At 45.5% G+C, this 18,052-nt stretch carries 14 protein-coding genes and 1 tRNA gene; 5 read left to right on the forward strand and 10 right to left on the reverse strand.

Annotation, left to right across the window (positions count from 1 at the left end; translation table 11 throughout):
• The coding region (locus WBA23_RS12805; protein ID WP_424582671.1) for a sulfatase-like hydrolase/transferase at positions 1-948 on the forward strand (948 nt) is incomplete at its 5' end.
• A gap of 39 nt (positions 949-987) precedes the next feature.
• Complete coding sequence (locus WBA23_RS12810; protein ID WP_424582672.1) at positions 988-2,424, forward strand: sulfatase family protein; 1,437 nt, start codon at positions 988-990, stop codon at positions 2,422-2,424.
• Here WBA23_RS12810 and WBA23_RS12815 read toward each other — a convergent pair.
• Positions 2,393-2,953 carry a TetR/AcrR family transcriptional regulator gene (locus WBA23_RS12815; RefSeq protein WP_424582673.1) on the reverse strand — a complete coding sequence of 187 codons (561 nt, stop codon included), beginning with the start codon at positions 2,951-2,953 and terminating at the stop codon, positions 2,393-2,395. The genes WBA23_RS12810 and WBA23_RS12815 overlap by 32 nt on opposite strands.
• A 156-nt stretch (positions 2,954-3,109) precedes the next feature.
• Between WBA23_RS12815 and WBA23_RS12820 the strand changes: the two genes are divergently transcribed.
• Positions 3,110-3,511: a BT0820 family HAD-type phosphatase gene (locus WBA23_RS12820; RefSeq protein WP_424582674.1), complete on the forward strand. Its 402-nt coding sequence runs from the start codon at positions 3,110-3,112 to the stop codon at positions 3,509-3,511.
• 458 nt (positions 3,512-3,969) lie between these two features.
• Positions 3,970-5,247 carry a GAF domain-containing sensor histidine kinase gene (locus WBA23_RS12825; RefSeq protein ID WP_424582675.1) on the forward strand — a complete coding sequence of 426 codons (1,278 nt, stop codon included), beginning with the start codon at positions 3,970-3,972 and terminating at the stop codon, positions 5,245-5,247.
• On the opposite strand, the gene WBA23_RS12830 is transcribed toward WBA23_RS12825, so the two are convergent.
• Complete coding sequence (locus WBA23_RS12830) at positions 5,244-6,425, reverse strand: BamA/TamA family outer membrane protein (RefSeq protein WP_424582676.1); 1,182 nt, start codon at positions 6,423-6,425, stop codon at positions 5,244-5,246. The two genes, WBA23_RS12825 and WBA23_RS12830, sit on opposite strands and share 4 nt — an antisense overlap.
• Positions 6,422-8,995: an AsmA-like C-terminal region-containing protein gene (locus WBA23_RS12835; protein WP_424582677.1), complete on the reverse strand. Its 2,574-nt coding sequence runs from the start codon at positions 8,993-8,995 to the stop codon at positions 6,422-6,424. The genes WBA23_RS12830 and WBA23_RS12835 overlap by 4 nt, the downstream gene beginning before the upstream one ends.
• A gap of 229 nt (positions 8,996-9,224) precedes the next feature.
• Between WBA23_RS12835 and WBA23_RS12840 the strand changes: the two genes are divergently transcribed.
• A tRNA-Val gene (locus tag WBA23_RS12840) sits at positions 9,225-9,299 on the forward strand.
• A 178-nt stretch (positions 9,300-9,477) separates the two neighbouring features.
• On the opposite strand, the gene WBA23_RS12845 is transcribed toward WBA23_RS12840, so the two are convergent.
• From WBA23_RS12845 to WBA23_RS12875, 7 genes are all read right to left on the reverse strand, one after another.
• Positions 9,478-10,686 (reverse strand): DUF763 domain-containing protein, encoded by a 1,209-nt coding sequence (locus WBA23_RS12845; protein ID WP_424582678.1) that lies wholly within the window; start codon positions 10,684-10,686, stop codon positions 9,478-9,480.
• Positions 10,683-11,288: a DNA-3-methyladenine glycosylase family protein gene (locus WBA23_RS12850; protein ID WP_424582679.1), complete on the reverse strand. Its 606-nt coding sequence runs from the start codon at positions 11,286-11,288 to the stop codon at positions 10,683-10,685. The genes WBA23_RS12845 and WBA23_RS12850 overlap by 4 nt, the downstream gene beginning before the upstream one ends.
• 7 nt (positions 11,289-11,295) lie before the next feature.
• On the reverse strand, positions 11,296-11,949 hold the full coding sequence (locus tag WBA23_RS12855; protein WP_424582680.1) for a DUF2461 domain-containing protein: 654 nt from the start codon (positions 11,947-11,949) through the stop codon (positions 11,296-11,298).
• A complete protein-coding gene (locus WBA23_RS12860) occupies positions 11,946-12,179 on the reverse strand; it encodes a hypothetical protein (protein ID WP_424582681.1) in 234 nt (77 codons plus the stop codon). The genes WBA23_RS12855 and WBA23_RS12860 overlap by 4 nt, the downstream gene beginning before the upstream one ends.
• A gap of 25 nt (positions 12,180-12,204) precedes the next feature.
• Positions 12,205-13,548: a TolC family protein gene (locus WBA23_RS12865; protein WP_424582682.1), complete on the reverse strand. Its 1,344-nt coding sequence runs from the start codon at positions 13,546-13,548 to the stop codon at positions 12,205-12,207.
• A 120-nt stretch (positions 13,549-13,668) separates the two neighbouring features.
• A complete protein-coding gene (locus tag WBA23_RS12870) occupies positions 13,669-16,809 on the reverse strand; it encodes an efflux RND transporter permease subunit (protein WP_424582683.1) in 3,141 nt (1,046 codons plus the stop codon).
• A 1-nt stretch (position 16,810) separates the two neighbouring features.
• Positions 16,811-17,953, reverse strand: coding sequence for an efflux RND transporter periplasmic adaptor subunit (locus tag WBA23_RS12875; RefSeq protein ID WP_424582684.1), 1,143 nt, complete (start codon positions 17,951-17,953; stop codon positions 16,811-16,813).
• Positions 17,954-18,052 lie beyond the last annotated feature (99 nt).

Below are 18,052 nucleotides of genomic sequence, written 5' to 3' on the forward strand. Positions count from 1 at the left end.
CTACACGCTTTGCCGGAAGATATTGCCCGCTACGAAGGTCGCTACGATATTGGCTGGGACAGCCAGCGGCAGGAACGATTGCAGCGCATGCGTGAAATGGAGGTGATTGATGCCAGTTGGCCACTCACTGAGCGCGACGAAAGGATTCCCGTTTGGGAAGAAGCCGAAAATAGAGACTGGCAAACCCGCCGAATGGAAGTATACGCCGCCCAGGTTGATCGCATGGATCAGGGAATTGGACAGATTATTCAATCACTAGAAGAAAAAGGGATACTAGAAAACACGCTCATTTTCTTTTTAGCTGATAACGGTGGCTGCGCGGAAGAACTTTCGGAGGGCTGGGGAAAGCAGCTCTTCATTCCCGAAGAAACCCTGGAAGGAGAACCGGTAACCCTTGGAAATACTTATACCGATTTGATGCCCGGCCCGGAAAATACTTACCAGAGTTACGGCCTGCCCTGGGCTAATACGTCTAACACTCCGTTTCGTTTGTACAAGCACTTCGTCCATGAAGGCGGTATTTCTACTCCGCTGGTCGTTCACTGGCCCGCCGGAATTTCGGCAAGTGGTGAGTGGCGGCGCAGCCCAGGACACTTAATTGATATCATGGCAACCTGCGTTGATGTAGCCCAAGCCAGCTATCCGCAAAAAATTGATAACAGCAATATTTACCCAATGGAAGGAGTAAGCTTAGCATCGGCGTTTGTTGAAGATACGTTATCTCGAGAAGCCATATACTTTGAGCATGAAGGCAACCGAGCTATACGTCGTAGTGATTGGAAATTAGTAGCCAAAGGCCGAGATGGACCCTGGGAACTATACAATATGGAAAACGATCGTAGCGAAACCAATAATCTGGCGGAAGAATATCCTGAGATGGTACAAGAATTAGCTGATCTATGGCAGCAGTGGGCGGAACGAGCTCATGTTATTCCTTGGCCTAGTTAGCCATTTTTTCTTTACCTTGGACAAACTCGATTCATGGCTATGCACCATAAAAACCTGACACTATCTATACTCATCTTCACAATCCTCTTCGCTTGCCAACCAGCATCCGAAGAGGAATCTGAAACGGAACAATCATCTTTACCCAACATCGTCTTCATCCTAGCCGATGATATGGGCTACGGAGATCCGGCGAGCTACAATCCCGAATCTAAAATACCCACCCCCAACATTGACCGAATTGCGCAAAACGGAGTACGCTTCACTGATGCCCATTCTCCCGGACCGTGGTGCGTACCATCTCGCTACGGACTGATTACCGGTCAGTATCCTTACCGCACCCAACTCAACTGGCGCGAACGGGCGCTAATTGACCCTGACCAGCGTACTATTGCCGAACTGCTGAAGGAGCACGGCTACCGAACCGGCATGGTGGGTAAGTGGCACCTTGGTTTCGATAATATTGATTGGGGTGATATCCCGGAGGGTCAGGAATTCCAGGGTGGGCCAACCGACCATGGGTTTGATGAATTTTTTGGCATGCACGCTTCGCTGGATATTCCTCCTTATTTCTATATTGAAGGTGACCGAGCGGTAGAAGTTCCTTCTGACACTGTAGCCGATAACCAGAGTGCGGATGCGACCACGACCATTTCGGGAGCTTTTTGGCGCGGGGGTGATATGGCTCCTAACTTTAACCACGAAGAGGTGCTCCCTACGTTTACCGAGCGAGCGGTTTCGTTTCTAGAACAGCAATCAGCCGATCAGCCCTTCTTTTTGTACCTGGCCCTCACCGCGCCGCACACTCCTTGGGTACCGACCGAAGAATTTGTTGGAACTACCTCGGTGGGCGAATACGGCGACTTTACCAAGCAAGTAGACCATACTGTGGGAGCCATTGCTAGTACGTTAGAATCATTAGGCTATACCGAAAATACACTATTTATCTTCACCAGTGACAACGGCCCGGTGTGGTTTCCCGAAGATGTAGAGAAGTTTGACCACCGCAGCACCGCTTCCCTGCGCGGGATGAAAATTGACCACTGGGAGGGCGGGCACCGAATTCCTTTTGTCGCTCAGTGGCCCGAAGAAATTCCGGCTGGAACTGTACGTGACGACTTATTGGGGTTCACCGATGTGTACGCCACATTGGCCGCCGTAGTAGGAGACACTACTGCCTCCAATGAAAAAGATAGCTACAACATGCTTCCTGCTTTTCAGAATGTAGCTACTGAACCCATCAGATCGGAAATGATTATTGGGGAGAATGCAGTTCGGCAGGGTAGCTGGAAATTTATTCGTGATGGGGGCGCGGGTGGCTTAGGAAGAAACTACGGCTACCGAGGGCAAGAGGCGCCCCCTCCGGTAGATGAGTTATACAACCTGGCCGAAGACTTATCAGAAACTAATAATCTGGCCGAAGACCAGCCCGAAAAGGTCGATGAACTTAACGCACTGCTACCGGCGGCTCAGGAGTAGCCGTCTCGTACTTTCTCTGCAATAGAGCCAGCATTTTGTTCAGCGGATAGCGGTCGTTCGTAAAGTACTGAGTAGTCATTCCATCTAGAGTAGCGTACAGCAGAATGGCTTCGGGCAGAGCCTTAACGTATCCTTGCTGCTGGAGCAAAACGACCAAATCGCCAATAATAAAATTATTTAACTTATCGAAGTGTTTGCCGAGTTGTTGCGTAAGCGAGGATTGTAACCTCAGGGCCCGCAGTAGCAGCCAGTAATCCCGGTGCTTTTCTAGTATAGTAAAGTAGCGCACTAGCCACTGTTGTAGGTTCTCTGCCGAATGGGTGGACCAGTCTTGTTCAATCTGCTCAATACCAGACGCTACAATCGCTATTAGTAGTGCTTCTTTATTTTTGAAATAGTTGTAGGTTAATCCCAATGAAATATCGGCGTGGCTGGCAATGTCCCGCATAGAGGTTTGGTCGTAGCCTTTTTGACTAAACAGGGTAAGAGCCGTACGAAAAATCTGCTGATGGCGAACTGAAGTATCCATGCCTAGTTGAACTATAGTTCAGGTAAGAATAGATAATTACCCACGCAATCTCAAGGCAAATCCTGTATTTTTTCTATAAAAAGTAAAAATAATAAAGCGGGGTGAACAAGTTTTAGGTAAGATAACGTTACTTGCTAGAACTAGCTAAAATTAATTATGCGCTCACTCATTATTGCGGTGGATTTTGACGGAACGGTGGTGGAAGATGCGTATCCACGTATTGGCAAGCCTCAACTCTTCGCCTTCGAAACGCTGAAAGCCTTAAAACAGGAACGCCATCGTCTTATTCTTTGGACATGCCGAAAGGGAGAGCGATTGAAGGAGGCGGTGGAATTTTGCCAGAAAAATGGAGTAGAGTTCTACGCTGTGAACAGCAACTTTCCCGATGAGCCGCTTACTACCGAAGATAGCCCCAAGATTGTAGCTGATATATATATTGATGACCGCAATTTAGGGGGGTTCCCCGGTTGGGAAAAGGTATGGAAGAAGTTGAAACCGAATGATGGATTGCCGGAAGACGAACGCTCCAAAGGCTTACTACAGCGAATTTTTGGTTAAGCGTATCTTTTTAGCGAGGTGAATACGTAGCGTTTTTGATTTATTGAACCGTTTTTATCTCCATGCAAAAGAAGCCCTATTATTCTACAATTTTTAGTTGGTGCCTAAAGTATCGCACTTCCAGTCTGGATTACAGGCAAAATCTTACATACTATGTCGTTCTTTGCATCTTTAAGTTAAAAAGAATGGGGCGAAATTTGCTAATCCACACTATAGAGGATGCAGGAGTAACTGAATTTGAAGGTTATTGATAATAGCTTTCTCTCAAATAGTTATTCTGACTCTCAAGAAAAGACTATGAATTATAAGGCAACAAGAAGTCACTATTGGTCATTTGTAGAGTGGTTCCTACTTAGTGTCTTTGTTTGATACTGGGAAAGGTCATAAGACGATTAGTAACTCTTTCTTCTAATCTAATACAATTATAACCTATTGGAGAAAAAGTTGACGTTAAAAAAATGATAAAACCAGCATTGCCAGAGAATGAGGCTCAGCGGCTACAAGCATTGCATGATTACTGTATCCTTGATACACCATCCGAAGAAGAGTTTGATGAAATTGTTCAATTAGCCTCTCAAATTTGCGATACCCCGGTTTCACTTATATCGCTGATCGATAGTCACCGGCAATGGTTTAAGGCTCGGATAGGTGTAGAAGTAGATGAAACCCCCCGCGACCTAGCTTTCTGCGCCCATGCTATTCACCACGATGAGGCATTGGTTGTGAATGATGCTACGCAAGACGAACGATTTGCGAATAATCCTCTTGTTGCTTCTGATCCTAACATTCGCTTCTATGCGGGATTGCCTCTTATAACCCCCTCTGGCTACCGGTTAGGCACATTGTGCGTAATTGATAAGAAACCTAGAAATCTCTCCGATGAGCAGTTGTTTGCTCTTAAAGTACTTTCCAAACAGGTGGTAAGGCAATTAGAATTAAAGCGGCAAAACCAGAGCTTAGCTAAATCTTTGAATCAAATACAAGTTCAAAATAAAGAGCTCACTAGACTTAACCATATTGGAGACCGACTTATATCTATTATATCGCATGATCTAAGCAGCCCACTTTCTTCTATAAAAGGCGTGGTCTCTCTTCTCAATCAGGAGCAACTCACTAGGGAGGAGATACAGTATATTACCAGCAATATTACTCTTTTGATTGACTCATCTTCTGAGTTACTGGAACAACTACTTCATTGGGGAAACAGTAAGATTAGGGGAGACGCCCCTAATATACAACCTATTAGACTGCACTCATTGGTAGAGGAGAAGATTGATAAATTTAAACTATTAACTCAGCCTAAGGGCAACACTATTGTTAATAATGTTGACTCTTCTTACGAATTATTAGCAGACGCTGTACTACTCAAATTTATTATCCGCAACCTAATTCAAAACGCTAATAAATTTACAGAAGAGGGTACCATAGAAATAGGAGCCGAACATAATGAAGAATTTCACATAATTACTATTAAAGACAGTGGTTGTGGAATGACCCCCGAGCAAACCGAGCAGTTGTTTGATTGGGGTAATCGCTTTAGCACCTTAGGTACTTCTGATGAAAAAGGCTCAGGACTTGGTTTATTAATTTGTCGAGAATTCGCTGAGAAGCTTGGCGGTAATATCGTTGTATGCAGTGAAGTCAACATAGGCAGTACTTTCTCATTTACGCTTCGTAAAGACGGGACGAAAAATACTATAAACAAAGAAGAAACAGTAGATAGCCTGTCTGCTTAGAATGCTTCCGCAATATTAATGTAAAAGTTACTGGTACCCTGCCCTACGGCAAAATCAAGCCTAATATTTAAGTTTTCTTCCGGAATAAGCGCGTAACGTAAGCCCGCCCCTACCGAGGGTTTTATGTTGGGCAAAGAAAAATCGCCGAAGCGTCGAGCTACATCTCCAACTCCAATGAAGCCTACCGCTCCTAAATTTTCCCAGATATGCCAGCGATATTCAGCCTGCGCGGCTAATAAGTTGTTATCGCGATAGCGGCCTTCGTAGTAGCCTCGCATAATCATATCTCCTCCTAGTGTAGCTAGCTCAATAAAAGGAGTGTCGCCCTGACTAAAGTAACCAAATAGTTGCACCGCTACTATATCATCGCGACGAGTGAAGGGTTTCCAATAATTACGAACATCTAGCACTCCTACCGAATAATTAAAGTCGCTGCCCAATGCTGTACGATGAACACGCTGCCGAAATTCAGCTAACATTCCTGAAGTGGTATTTAGCACATTATCTCTATTATCCAGCATCACCCCTACATCGAACCCCACGGCCCGGTAGGGTTCGGTACCTAGTGGGACCTCTGATGACAGTGCTCCGTCAGGATCGAGATCTATATTATAAGTATTAGTAACCCGAAAGCCTAAACCAGCGTACAGTTGCTGATACACGCGCCGGTAGGTTAAATGCTCTACTCCTAACTCGGTATAGGAGAAAAGTTCTTCACTGGTTTCCGGACTGGCGTTACCAATGCCGTAGTAGAATTGGGGGAACTTTCGAAACGCAAGTTCGCCTCGGTGAATAAACTTCTCTCGGCGGGAGAATACTGTGTATTCAGGAGTAGTAATTAATTGATTCTCGAGGGTATAGCGCACCGAAACGGCAATAAAGGAAGTACGGGTAGAGTCAGTCGTAGGTGGAAACAGCAGCTTCCCACCCACCCCAAACAACCAACTAGTTTCGGGAGAGTAGCCCGCGAAGGGCGCCACTACCCAGCGCAACGGGGGCTTGCTAGGCTTTCGGGGAATTTCGCCCGAAAAAAGATCAATTACTTTATCGGCTACATCGAATACCGAACCCTGAGCCAACAACAAGGTTGAGTTACTAATAAGTAAAATAGCTGAGATAGCACATACTTGAGTAACACTTCGTAAGTAACGATGCAATGAGTTGAAATTTGTAGTCAAAATTGAGGGTGAGGTTCAAACTCCAGATATTCATCGCTCACCTCAATTTGGTAGTCGCGCTTCTTCCGTTTGTTCTTTAGTACCTCTCTAAGTTCCTTCTTCTCTTCGGCCAAATTCTCCTTAAACTGAGTTTTGGCCGCTGGAATATCGTAAGAAATTTTGTAATCTTCTACTGTTCCCTGGGCTTTCAGAAAAAGTTTAGTAGGAGCGGCGTCATCGGAAACCACTTCACCAAAATGTCTTTTCCGTCGGGCCGACCGCTCTCGAGCTTTAGCTGACCGAAGATGAATACTTCGCATCGGAACATCAAAATGGTAATCTATCTGATTGCTGAAAGTATGAACACCTCCTACAGTAATATCAGACAAATTACTGTGCACAATCATTTTAGAAATATGAATCTGCTGATCGCGAATACGAATGTAGTTTCGAATATCGTCAAATTGAAGGTGATCGAGCTGCTCTTCATCCACAAAGCGAGCAATACGCTGCATTGGCTCAAAATTATTTAGTTCGCCTTTGTGCAGAGTAGCATACGTTTCGGCCGAAAGAGAAGGGTAGCGCACTTGTAAGTTACGATCTAAATTCATCCGCCAATCTGATGTAGCATTCACTTCTCCTTTTAAATGGCGGGCAGTTAAAAAATCTTGCTGAAAGTCTTCAAAAACGTAGAATGCACTATCTACATGAATGCCTTCCAAGCGAGTGCGCCCCTCGGTACGAATAGTCTCGCGTTGGGCGTTTACTACCGCCGAGGCGTACGCTTTTCCTCCCGCAGTCCGTACCGATAAATCCTGAATTTGAGCAATCTGATTACGTAACTTCAATTTACCCTGAACATCTCTCCCCCGAAAACGACGGAACTTTAGCCGCTTCACATCGCAGGAGAAACTTAGGGTGAGTCGGGGGCTAACTTCCAAACGGTAGGGCTGTTTCTCAGAAACCTGCTCCCAATCCTGTACCACATTCTGGGAGAGATTATCATTGAGCGAACTACTTAACTTACCAGAAAATAACTCATCCAGATCAATAAGATTAGATTGCAAGGAGGCGTTAATTTGTATTGGATGGGTTTTAGTCAGGGCGAAAGCAATCGCATTCTTGAACTGACCTGTGAGCGAAAGATGGCTGTGCCCCCAGTAGCCTGAAACCCGGCGAATTGCCAGATGATTATCCTGAACCTCCAGTGTACCGGAAATCTGCTGAAATGGTAGTTGACTATCGCGCAGCGTGAAGGAAACATCTTGCATCTCAATAACCCCCGAACTCTGGGTACGGCGGCGGCGGTGTAGTTGATCACTCTTGAGATCGTTTACGTTCCCCTTTAGTCGCACATTAGCCTTAATATTCCCCTGAGTATTTTCAAGTTGTGAAATAGGGTAGAATGCTAACAGCGACGGTATCGTAAATTGCCCCTTAAAATCTGTTTCCAAATATAAATTGCGAAAGTTTCGAAATAGCAGGTTGCCTTTTAGTGGTTTTCCATCGAGTGTTGCACGAATATCGGCTAATTTTAATTCTGAAGTCTGGTTATTTCTTTTCAAGCCATTCGTAAATGATCCTGATAAGTAGATATTTTCAAGCTTCTTCTGATAATCAGGATGGAAGAAAGAGGCATTTTGACAGCCAAAATCTAGCTGGATGGCGGGTTGGTGTGCTAGCCCAGTCACCTTTCCGGCTAAGTGTACTGCGCCCGTGCTGCGGTAATGCCGCCAAGGGCGAGCCATTGATTCGGGCAGTACACTTAACAACGTGGGGAGATTTGAGTGATTTGCTTCTACTACCAAATCTAGTATCGTTTGATTGGTATGGTCAATCCATCCTTGTACCTGAATATTTGTGTCGTTCAAACCTACTTGCGAAGGTTCTACCATCAGACGATTTTCATCGGCATAATAGATCAACCGAGTGCTTAGCTCTAGCGATTGGTTGGAGAAATAGTGATCGGTACCTACTCCAATGTATTTGCTCTCCAGATTACCCACAGTATTAATCCAGTACACAGATTTATTTACCAGCAATGATGCGGTTATATTGCGAGTGTGAACTTGAATGTCTTGTTCTTGCGCTATGTCTTGGTAGTTGACTTGTATATTGTTGAGATTCACCTGCTGTAGATGAAAAGCAATTGAGCGATTTGAAGACTGCTGATCTGCGTCTGACTGCTTTCGGAATACCAGATAATTTGCTTGCCGTTCCTGATCAACGAGTAGGTTTACCGTTCCGTTGGTCAGCGTAATTTGCTGTAATTCATACGTACCTCGAAGTAAAGCTAGTAAGTTGAACGAAAAATCAATCCGAGCAATATCTGCTAACGGATGATCTCTACTCTTAATAGAGTCTGTAGCTCCGGGAATAAAAACTTCCTCAAAGGAAACCGCTAAGTGTGGAAAACTACGCCAGGCTGATACTCGGATGCTTTTTACCTGTACCGGAGTGGCGATATATTGATCCAACGAAGAAATCAATTGCTTCGTAAGTTGATCCTGATAGGTGTAACCAATTCCTACTAACCCAGTCGCCGAGATACTCAACGTGATAGCGAATCCAATGGTAATTTTTCTGAACAAACGATGCTTTTTAGTTTTAACGTAACAAGTAGGTCAAATATGATACCCACTGTATTAACCGTTTGCGATAAAAACTAAAAAAAAGGTACTTTAACAAGATGAATTGAGGGCCTGGAAAAAATTTTAGCCGGAGATTGGCAATTGTAGGCAAGAGTATTACCTTTGCAAAACATTTTTTCAGGGTTATTTATTTAATTGCTGTTATGCGAGCGAAATCCTGAATAAAAATGGGTTCTTAGCTCAGTTGGTTCAGAGCACTTGGTTTACACCCAAGGGGTCGTAGGTTCGAATCCTACAGGACCCACACCCTTATTGGAATAATGATTATTAAGCACTTACGAAGTAAAATTTGTAAGTGCTTTTTTCGTTTAAAAACGGTTTGCAGATATTTTGTCTAAATTTCCTCCATTGTCTAATGCAGAGAGTAGCTATTAGAATCTTGCAACGAAGTGAATATTATGAGCAGTTATTTTGACAACTTGTCAAGAATTAAATAAATTTAACTGCCCACCTCGCGTCTTCTTTACAAAGCCTTTGACTGTTCTTCCCCCATACTTCCAAGAATCCTGATGTTCCTTCTCTATCACCTGTTCAAAATTATCGTTTGGGGTAAAGTTCTCTTCGGCTCGTTGCGCTAAGTCGGTTAGCTTGCTAATAGCAGTTTGCTTGTCAGTGTGCCCAATCTTCGCTCGGTCTACGGCTTTTCGGAGCGTACTGATCGTTTCATCATACACTTTGGTAGGCACGGGAAATGGTCGGCCACTCTTACCCCCGTGGGCAAAGGAAAAGCGGGCCGGATCGGAAAAGCGAGAGGGCGTTCCATGAACTACTTCGCTTACCAAAGTAAGGGATTGTAAGGTTCTCGGACCTAAGCCTTTTAGCAAAAGCAAATCTTCAAACTGACTGGTTTGGCTTTCCTGAGCTAGCCAGAGAATGCTGCCTAATCTTTTTAGGTTGACATCCTTCGCTTTCACACCATAGTTGCCCGGTAGTATCATCCGCTGAATTTCTTGAATCATTTTATCGGGAGCTTCTTGGGTAACTTCCAGAATTCCCCCACGAGTCAGTTCAGCATTTTTAGCCACTAAGTTTAAAATATCGCCCTGATTGGCTCCGCAAACAGCGGCGTGGGGTTCATTAACAAACGAACTAATATTTTTAGAGTGCCAGTGATAACGTCGGGCTTGCTGGGTGCTGCCGTTCATACCTTGTTGAATAGCCGTCCAGTCTCCTTGCTGGCTGACTAGAAAACTATGCAGGTAAAGTTGAAAGCCATCTTGCACCGCCGTGTTGTCTACCTTTGCCACTAACTTACTGTAGCGCGACAATGAACTACCGTCTAAGCCCGTTTTTTCACCAACCGTAATTAATTCGGCTGGAGTTCGCATTGATTGTTTTCCTTTTCCACCGCAAACGTACAATCCCAACTCTTTAGACTGAGGATTGATAGAATCTTTGAGCGCGCGAGTAACCGCGGTGGTCACTCCTGACGAATTCCAGTCCATGCCGATAACCGCGCCAAAACTCTGAAACCAGAAAGGATCAGACAGTTTAGCCAAAAAGGCCTGATGTCCATATTCGGTCAGAATACTTTCTACAATCGCCAAGCTTAGCTTTTTCATTCGAGCGTAGAGCCAGGGGGGAATGCCTCCTCCCATCAGGGCTAAGTCAGCAGAACCGGATTGTTTCATAGTTTCTGTTGTTTGTTCATCTCTTTCCAGGCTAACAAATATTTTACTCCGAATGATCGGTAGGGCGACCAGCTTTCGGCCACCTTTTTCATTTCTACAGTAATGCGTTTGGTGCCGATGCCATACAATTGCTCCATCACTAGGCGAAGGTGATAATCTTGCGCCGGAAAAATATTAGGGCGCTCTAGGGTGTACAGCAAAATCATATCGATCGTCCAGTGACCAATACCACTAAGGCTGCCCAGTGTTTCTCGTACTTCGGTGTCATTCATCCGGGGCCAATCGGGAGAATGCCGGTTAAAAAATTCTAAGATTCCCTCTAGGGTTTCGTATTTTTTCAGCGAGAGTTTTACGTCGCCTAACGCTCGTTCTTCAAATTCCTCAAAGTTATCTAGCGTAAGTTCGTCTAAAAATGCTTTCGCTAGTAACCTGGCGAAGGTCTTTTTAGTACTACGATAATGGATTTGCTGCTCGATGATGCAACTCAACAGATCGTGAAATATGTTATTCGTGCTGGTAATTTCCGGCCAGTCTATCTCTGCGATAACTTGTGCTAGAGTATCGTCGTTAGCTGACAAATGCTGGGTAACTCGTTTTTGCATACTCAGCTCACACACTCACCGCTTTTTCTAGATACTGATTGAAGGAAATGATCTCCTTATAAACCTTCACCACTTTATTGGCGAAATCATCGGCCACTATTTCCTTTTGGGTAATAGAGTGCATTACGGCAAAGCGTTTCATTCGCAGTAGCTCAATATGCTTATGTTCCTGAGCGAAGCCTTTGGGAGCCGTTTTCAGGGCATCACTGTCGCTCATCTCACCAAAGGTATCAACGAAGGATTTTTTGTTAATAATCTTCTTGAGTTCTTCCCCGTTGTAGTCAATGGCATTGCGAATACTATCTAACTGATCTTTGGAAGGATTGTAGAAGCCGCCGCCAATAAAGCTGCCGTTCAAGCTCATGTGTACGTAGAAACCACTTTTCCCTTTAGCTTTATTCATCTCTGCCCCAAAATGATTACGGTAGGTGGGCGCGTTAGGCTTATACACCAAGTTGTTATTGATGCGGCTAATCGCCTTCTTCGCCGGAGTAGAGTAGTAGTTCGGATCAACTTTCTGAAGTCTCTTATCTAAGCTTTCAATCCACTCAAGCACGAAGTCGCGTACCTCATGATAAGTATCACGGTGCTCATCCATCCAAGCTTTACTATTATTTTTGTTAAGGTCGCGCAGAAAACCAAATACTTGGTAAAAGCTCATATTCTTATCTCAATTGGTGGTAAGCATTCCTCAGTAACTAAGCAGGTTGGTCGGCGGTATGTTTGAGAATATCGTTTTTCGGTACTGGTAATATCTTTTCGCCTCGCTGAGGAAACCTGTTGGTGATGAGAAGATGGCTGCTGAGAATTAAACTCGCGAAGCGACACCTCCCAGCCATGCTGGTAGCTACGGTACAGCGATGGTATACGTAGTGTGTTTTGACTAATCATGTCTTCGGTAAATTAATAAGAAATATTAATGTTCGGTGGTAAATAAGCCTCCGCGTAGGTTTTCAAGCCGCATAAACGATTGAATGATTTCGGCCTGAATATCACTCACGGTAATATTTGCGTTGAGCAGAGCCATTTGGGTATCTCGAATGTCGAGCGAAGTGGCTTTCCCGTTATAATAGCGCTCTTGCATTCGGCAAAAACTCTCAGTGAAGGTATCCAGGTTTTTTTCCTCCCGAGCCAACTGAGTTTGTAAGTACTCTAAGGTACTATATTCTTTAATGGCCTGATTAACCAACCGTTCGCGTACTTGCTGCAAACGAACCTCTTCGGCCTCAATGGCTAGTTGGTCATTTTGCAGATTACGGCGAGTCTGTCCGCCACGGTATAAATTATAGCGAAGCGAGACTCCGGCGGTATACCCTACATTTTGTAATTCGGCCAATTGCTGCACGTCGTTTCGCTGCCACTGGTAACCGTAGTTAGCGAAGGCCCTTAGCTGAGGATAGCGGTTGGCCTGAGTCAACTTACGCTGATCTTGAGCAGCCATCAGGCTTTCGGCCTGTAACTTGCGCTCGGGATTACTCTGTAGTACTTGCTGCTTTAAACTATCCAAAGAAACCACATCTGGCAGTTGATAAACCGCCGTTACCGTATAGTTAGATTCAGCAGGCTGACCAATCAGAAAGTTGAGGTCTTTTAACAAATTATTTTTCGCTAAAGACACATTATCCAGAGCAGTTTGATCTTGATCCAGGTTGGTTTCCGCCCGCAAAATATCCAGTCCGGTGGCTTTGCCAAACGCAAACTGGTCATTGACTTTAGCCAATCGTTCCTCACTGATTTCAATAGTTTCGCGTAGCAGCTCTTCGCGACGTTGAAGTTTGGCAATTTCCAAAAACAATTCAGCCACCGATAGGACCGTATTATTCACCAATATTTCTTGCTGATAGCGACTGATGGTAGCCGAATGTTCCAGCAAGCGGTAGCGGTACTGACCACTGAACCCAGCAAATATTACGTAATCGGCTTGCACCACCGCCGAAGCCTGTTCGGTGACCACATTGTCTTCGTCAACAGTAATCTGGCTGGGGGCCTCCGGGCTTTGAGCAAAAGTGCGCAGGGTTACTTCGGTGTTACCGCTGCTATAACTGCCATTGCCGATCAAGCTGATTGTGGGTAGCAGCCCAGCGTTACCTCGGTACACATTATTGCGAACAATATCCGTCTGCTTACGCTGAATGGTAATTTCCTGATTATTAGTCAGCGCCAGATCAATCGCTTCTTCTAAAGTCAATGTCTCTTGGGCATACGCCACCGGAGTTGCAGTGAATAGACAGAAAAAAATAAAAATACGTATAACGTTCATGGTGGTTTTGTAATATTTTTTTTAATACTCGATTAACTGAGAACAGGGTTCTGGGAGCTCGGGGGAGGGGCAAGAAGTGCGTTAACCCCCAGCTCCACGCTCCCAGCACCCTGCCAATAACTAGCTAATTTGATGCTTCATTTCGCGGAAAACGACGTCTAGCTCTTCCGATTTCACGTCCTTCTTCCGAAGCTTGAGATGATAAAATTCTTTCAGTTTGTGAAAGGAAAGTATCAGCGCCGGTAAGAAGAACAAGGTTAGCACAACGCCGAAGATCAGGCCGTAGGCTACCGAGATAGCGGTAGGCTTGATAAACTGCGCGCTGATTGAATTATTCAGCAGCAATGGAGCTAAACCGAATACCGTAGTGATGGTAGTAAGTACAATGGGCCGGAAGCGTGAAATAGCCGCTGCCTTTAAACTATCGGCCACCGAGTTGCCCTTTTTCAATTCCTCGTTGTAGGTCGAAATCAGCACCAGTCCGTTGTTAATCAGAATTCCCCAAAGGGCAATCATACCCAAAATAGAGAAGATGCTGAACGGAATACCGTGCAAGAACGTGCCCCAGGCTGCCCCGACGAAAGCAAACGGCAGGATAATTAGTATAGCGAGGGTTTTGCTTATTGAGCGATAGTTGAGCATCAGCACCGTAATCATCAGCACCAAAATGATGATACTAGGAGCCTGGCTGGAGTTCTGGGTTTTACCTGACAAGCGGGCCTCTCCTTCCAGGGTGTAGCGCAAATCGGGAAATTGCTGCTGAATATCCGCTAACACGCTGGCTTCGGCTTCCGCCAGTACAGTGGGTACCGATACTAACAGGTTCTCAACATCAGCTTCTACCCGAATTTCGCGAGTGCCTTCCTGATGATTGATGGCGGCCACGTTCGTTTGGTCGGTAAAGGTAGCTAGCTCCCGAATGGGGTAAGCCGCTCCGCTAGGTGTTCTCAATCGCACGTTTTCCAGCTGATCTACCGACCGTCGGTCTTGCTCGTCGTAGCGCATCCATACTTTTACCTCTTCATCGCCCCGTTGCAAACTCTGTACTTCCAGTCCGAAGAAACCCTGGCGAATTTGGTTGAATACCTGGGCTTCGGTCAATCCGAGATAGCGAGCTTTAGAACTCAGTTCCATGGTCAACTCAGGCACCCCCTGCTGGTCGGTATCGGTTACGTCCTTCAAGTCGCTGCGTTCTTCCAGATAGTCGCGAAGCTGGGATTTGGCCGCCCGTAACTGCTCTAGATCGCTACCAACTAAGGCAATAGAAACCGGCTTACCGAACACCGGAATGCTACCATAGGCTAAATTACGCGCCTCAGGAATTGGACCAACTTCATTTCGGATAGCTCCCGCAATTTCGAAAGATCGAATGCCGCGAGCATCCCCTTCCAGCATGTAAATATTCAGTTTGCCTTCGTTACTGCGGGGCCCAATGATGCGCTCTACGTAGTTGATCACTTGGGCGCTATCGTCGCGTTGCGCGCTGTAGCGTTCATTAACCTTCCAAACAGCCACTTCCATCCGTTCCAATCGCTTGTTCACTACCGTTTCGTTGGTACCCAGCGGTAGCTCGAGGCTCGCGGTGATCACATCCTGATCAATAGCCGGAAAGAAGGTGCTCTTAATTGTTCCCGAACCGATGGCGAAAACGGAAAGAACCATCGCTACCACAACTCCCACGATAGGCACCCACGGTCGGCGTACCCCGAAATTAATAATGGGTACGTACACCTTATCCCGGAAGTGAATTAGCGATTCGTTCGTTTTCTGCGTTAGTTTCCACGGTTTGTCATCCTTACTTAGCGCCTTAGAACGGGCTACGTGTACCGGAAGAAAAAACAGGGTTTCCAGTAAAGCAATCAGCAACGTGGCGCATACCACGAAGGAGATATCCGAAAAGTAGTCGCCTAACTGACCATCCAAAAAGAAGAAGAGTGAGAAAGCGAGGGCGGTAGTGGTTAAGGATGAAACAATCGCCGGGACTACTTCGATAGTACCGTCAATGGCCGCTCGTAGGCGGTTTTTTCCATCCGTGTAGTGCTGGTAAATATTCTCCGCGACCACCACTCCGTCATCTACTAGAATACCTAGTACCACAATCGTCCCGAATAGCGAAAGCTGATTGATGGTCATCCCGTAAAAGTTAGACAGAATAAACATCCCCAGCAGTGCTACCGGAATTTTAAAGGCTACCCAGAAGGCAATGCGTGGGTGCAAAAACAAACCTAGCACAATAAGCACTAGCAAAATACCCTGCCAGGCGTTGTTGGTCAGCGTACCGATGGTGGTGTTTAGTCCTAAACTATTATCTTCTACAATGACTGCTTCTACACCTTCGTGCCCTTCATTAAATTCTTGCATGTAGTTGGATACGTAGGCAGCATTATCCAAAATATCTTCTTGAAAGCGGCTAAAGATTTTTATCGTCACCGCAGTTTGGCCGTTGATAAACGTAGCATCCGGCTTATCAGCGAAGCGGTTCTTCACCTCGGCTACGTCTTTGAGTAAAATCGCCTTGCCGTCTGGGGTGGCTTTTACTACGGTGTTCAGCAAGCCTTTGGCGTAGTAATCACGGCTGTTGAGCCGAATCAGAATGTTGCGATCTTCTGTTTCCACTTCTCCGCCCGAGGCTTTAAGGTTTGTTTGTTGAATCGCCTGGCTTACCTCATTAAAGGTTAATTCGTAGGCACGCAGATCGTTCTCCCGCACCCGCACTTCTATTTCTTCTTCCGGATACCCGCTGATAGTGATCTGCGATAAACTGGGGGAAAGGATCAGTTCGTCTTTCATATACTTGGAATAGTCCTTCAACGTTGCCAAACTGACATCACCCACCAAGCTAACGGTCATCGTATAGTTAAGGGGTTCTTCCTTGAGAACGACTGGAGTATCCACCCCACTGGGAAAGGTTGTAATCTGATCAACGGCATTATTCACATCCTGCAACACTTCGTTGACATCCGCATCTTCTTTCATTTCAATCCGCACGTTGCCGTTACTTTCGGTTGCAGTAGAAGTAACTCGTAGGATTCCTTTAAGACCCTGTAGGTTGTCTTCTATTTTATTGATCACTTCCTCTTCTACCTCCTGCGGCGAAGCTCCGCGGTACACGACATTTACCGATATGAAATTAACCGGTTCGGAAGGAAAAAAGGTATTGCGGATAGAAAGTAGCGTGAACAATCCCACAACTACGATCAACCCAATAAATATATTAACCAGGCTGGGGCGCTGGGCGAGAAACTCTATAATCTTTTTCATACTACATGCTCACTTTTTTGCCTTCTACCGGCGTACCAAACTCATTCATAATTAGCTGATCGCCCTCAGTCAGCCCCTTTACAATGATTGAGTCGCGTAGGTACTCCACCGGGGTGATGGGTTTACGGGTAATTACATTTTCCTCCAACACTAGCACACTCTCGTCGCGGGACAATGCGGCCTGAGGAACCACGAATACGTCTTGGTAGCTTCGTGTGGTAAACTCTCCCTCCAGGTACATCCCACTTTTCAGTGCGGGGCCTTCCATCCGGAAAAATACCGGAATATTCTGAGTCTGAGGATCAACGATATTATTGATACGCACTACTTCACCCGTCCAGGTACCCGCTATTTCGTTACTGCTAAAGGTAATACGATCGCCAACTGAGAGCTTAATAGCTGCTTCTAAGTTCGTCCCGGCCTCTAGCTCGTAGTCATTGTTGCTGATAATAGTACCGAGCATCTGTCCGGGCGATACCATACCGCCAATATCAATCTGGGCATTAGTCACTAGTCCGGCGTAGGGGGCACGAATGGTGTATTTGCTCAGTCGCTCCTCCTGGGCTTTGATAGAATAGTAGGTATTGTATACCTGATTTGAAGTAATAAAGTACTTTTCGCCTTCCGAAGAAGTCTTGGGCAGTGCTTGAAGGGGTTGCCCACTGTCGTACGCCTGCACGTAGGTAAGCCACTGCTGATAGCTATTGGGGTAGTCGGCCTTCAAATCAGGCATAATACCGGTCAGAATATTTAAGAATGCGCTACGCTGCGCTTCTAAATTAAGCGAGAACTCCCGGGCATCAACTCGAAGCAATACTTCGCCTCGGCGGAAGCTTTCCCCCGCCTTAAAGTTGCGAGCGGTTGATAGAATACGTCCTTGCACTTCAGAAAACAACTGGGTCTGATGCTTAGGAACAACCCGGCCACTGATTGTTGCTTGAATTGCTTTCACCCTATTTTTCATCGGTAGCAATTGTAGCTTGCTACGATTCATAGTTTTGGAAGTACTTGTAGATTCAGCCTGACCGGACTCACCGGAAGAAGCATTGGCCGCCTCACTTTCGGTTTTGGTAGCGTAAAAAATTAGGATGGTACTTAGTGCTACTCCGAGTAGTCCTAATGCGATAAATTTCAGATATTTCATTACTACGGATTAAGATATTTAGCAAAATGACTAACAGTCATTACCCATTAATCGTGAATACTTTCTCTTTGTTCAAAAAAAAGATAAGAAGTTTTAAAC

This window comes from Tunicatimonas sp. (assembly GCF_049647865.1).
Taxonomy (GTDB): domain Bacteria; phylum Bacteroidota; class Bacteroidia; order Cytophagales; family Cyclobacteriaceae; genus Tunicatimonas.

What these genes read in the sequence shown, in the direction of transcription:
- WBA23_RS12810 (WP_424582672.1), top strand. Translation starts at nt 988, where the DNA reads ATGCACCATAAAAACCTGACACTATCTATACTCATCTTCACAATCCTC.
- WBA23_RS12815 (WP_424582673.1), bottom strand. Translation starts at nt 2,953, where the DNA reads ATGGATACTTCAGTTCGCCATCAGCAGATTTTTCGTACGGCTCTTACC.
- WBA23_RS12820 (WP_424582674.1), top strand. Translation starts at nt 3,110, where the DNA reads ATGCGCTCACTCATTATTGCGGTGGATTTTGACGGAACGGTGGTGGAA.
- WBA23_RS12825 (WP_424582675.1), top strand. Translation starts at nt 3,970, where the DNA reads ATGATAAAACCAGCATTGCCAGAGAATGAGGCTCAGCGGCTACAAGCA.
- WBA23_RS12845 (WP_424582678.1), bottom strand. Translation starts at nt 10,686, where the DNA reads ATGAAACAATCCGGTTCTGCTGACTTAGCCCTGATGGGAGGAGGCATT.
- WBA23_RS12850 (WP_424582679.1), bottom strand. Translation starts at nt 11,288, where the DNA reads ATGCAAAAACGAGTTACCCAGCATTTGTCAGCTAACGACGATACTCTA.
- WBA23_RS12855 (WP_424582680.1), bottom strand. Translation starts at nt 11,949, where the DNA reads ATGAGCTTTTACCAAGTATTTGGTTTTCTGCGCGACCTTAACAAAAAT.
- WBA23_RS12860 (WP_424582681.1), bottom strand. Translation starts at nt 12,179, where the DNA reads ATGATTAGTCAAAACACACTACGTATACCATCGCTGTACCGTAGCTAC.
- WBA23_RS12865 (WP_424582682.1), bottom strand. Translation starts at nt 13,548, where the DNA reads ATGAACGTTATACGTATTTTTATTTTTTTCTGTCTATTCACTGCAACT.
- WBA23_RS12870 (WP_424582683.1), bottom strand. Translation starts at nt 16,809, where the DNA reads ATGAAAAAGATTATAGAGTTTCTCGCCCAGCGCCCCAGCCTGGTTAAT.
- WBA23_RS12875 (WP_424582684.1), bottom strand. Translation starts at nt 17,953, where the DNA reads ATGAAATATCTGAAATTTATCGCATTAGGACTACTCGGAGTAGCACTA.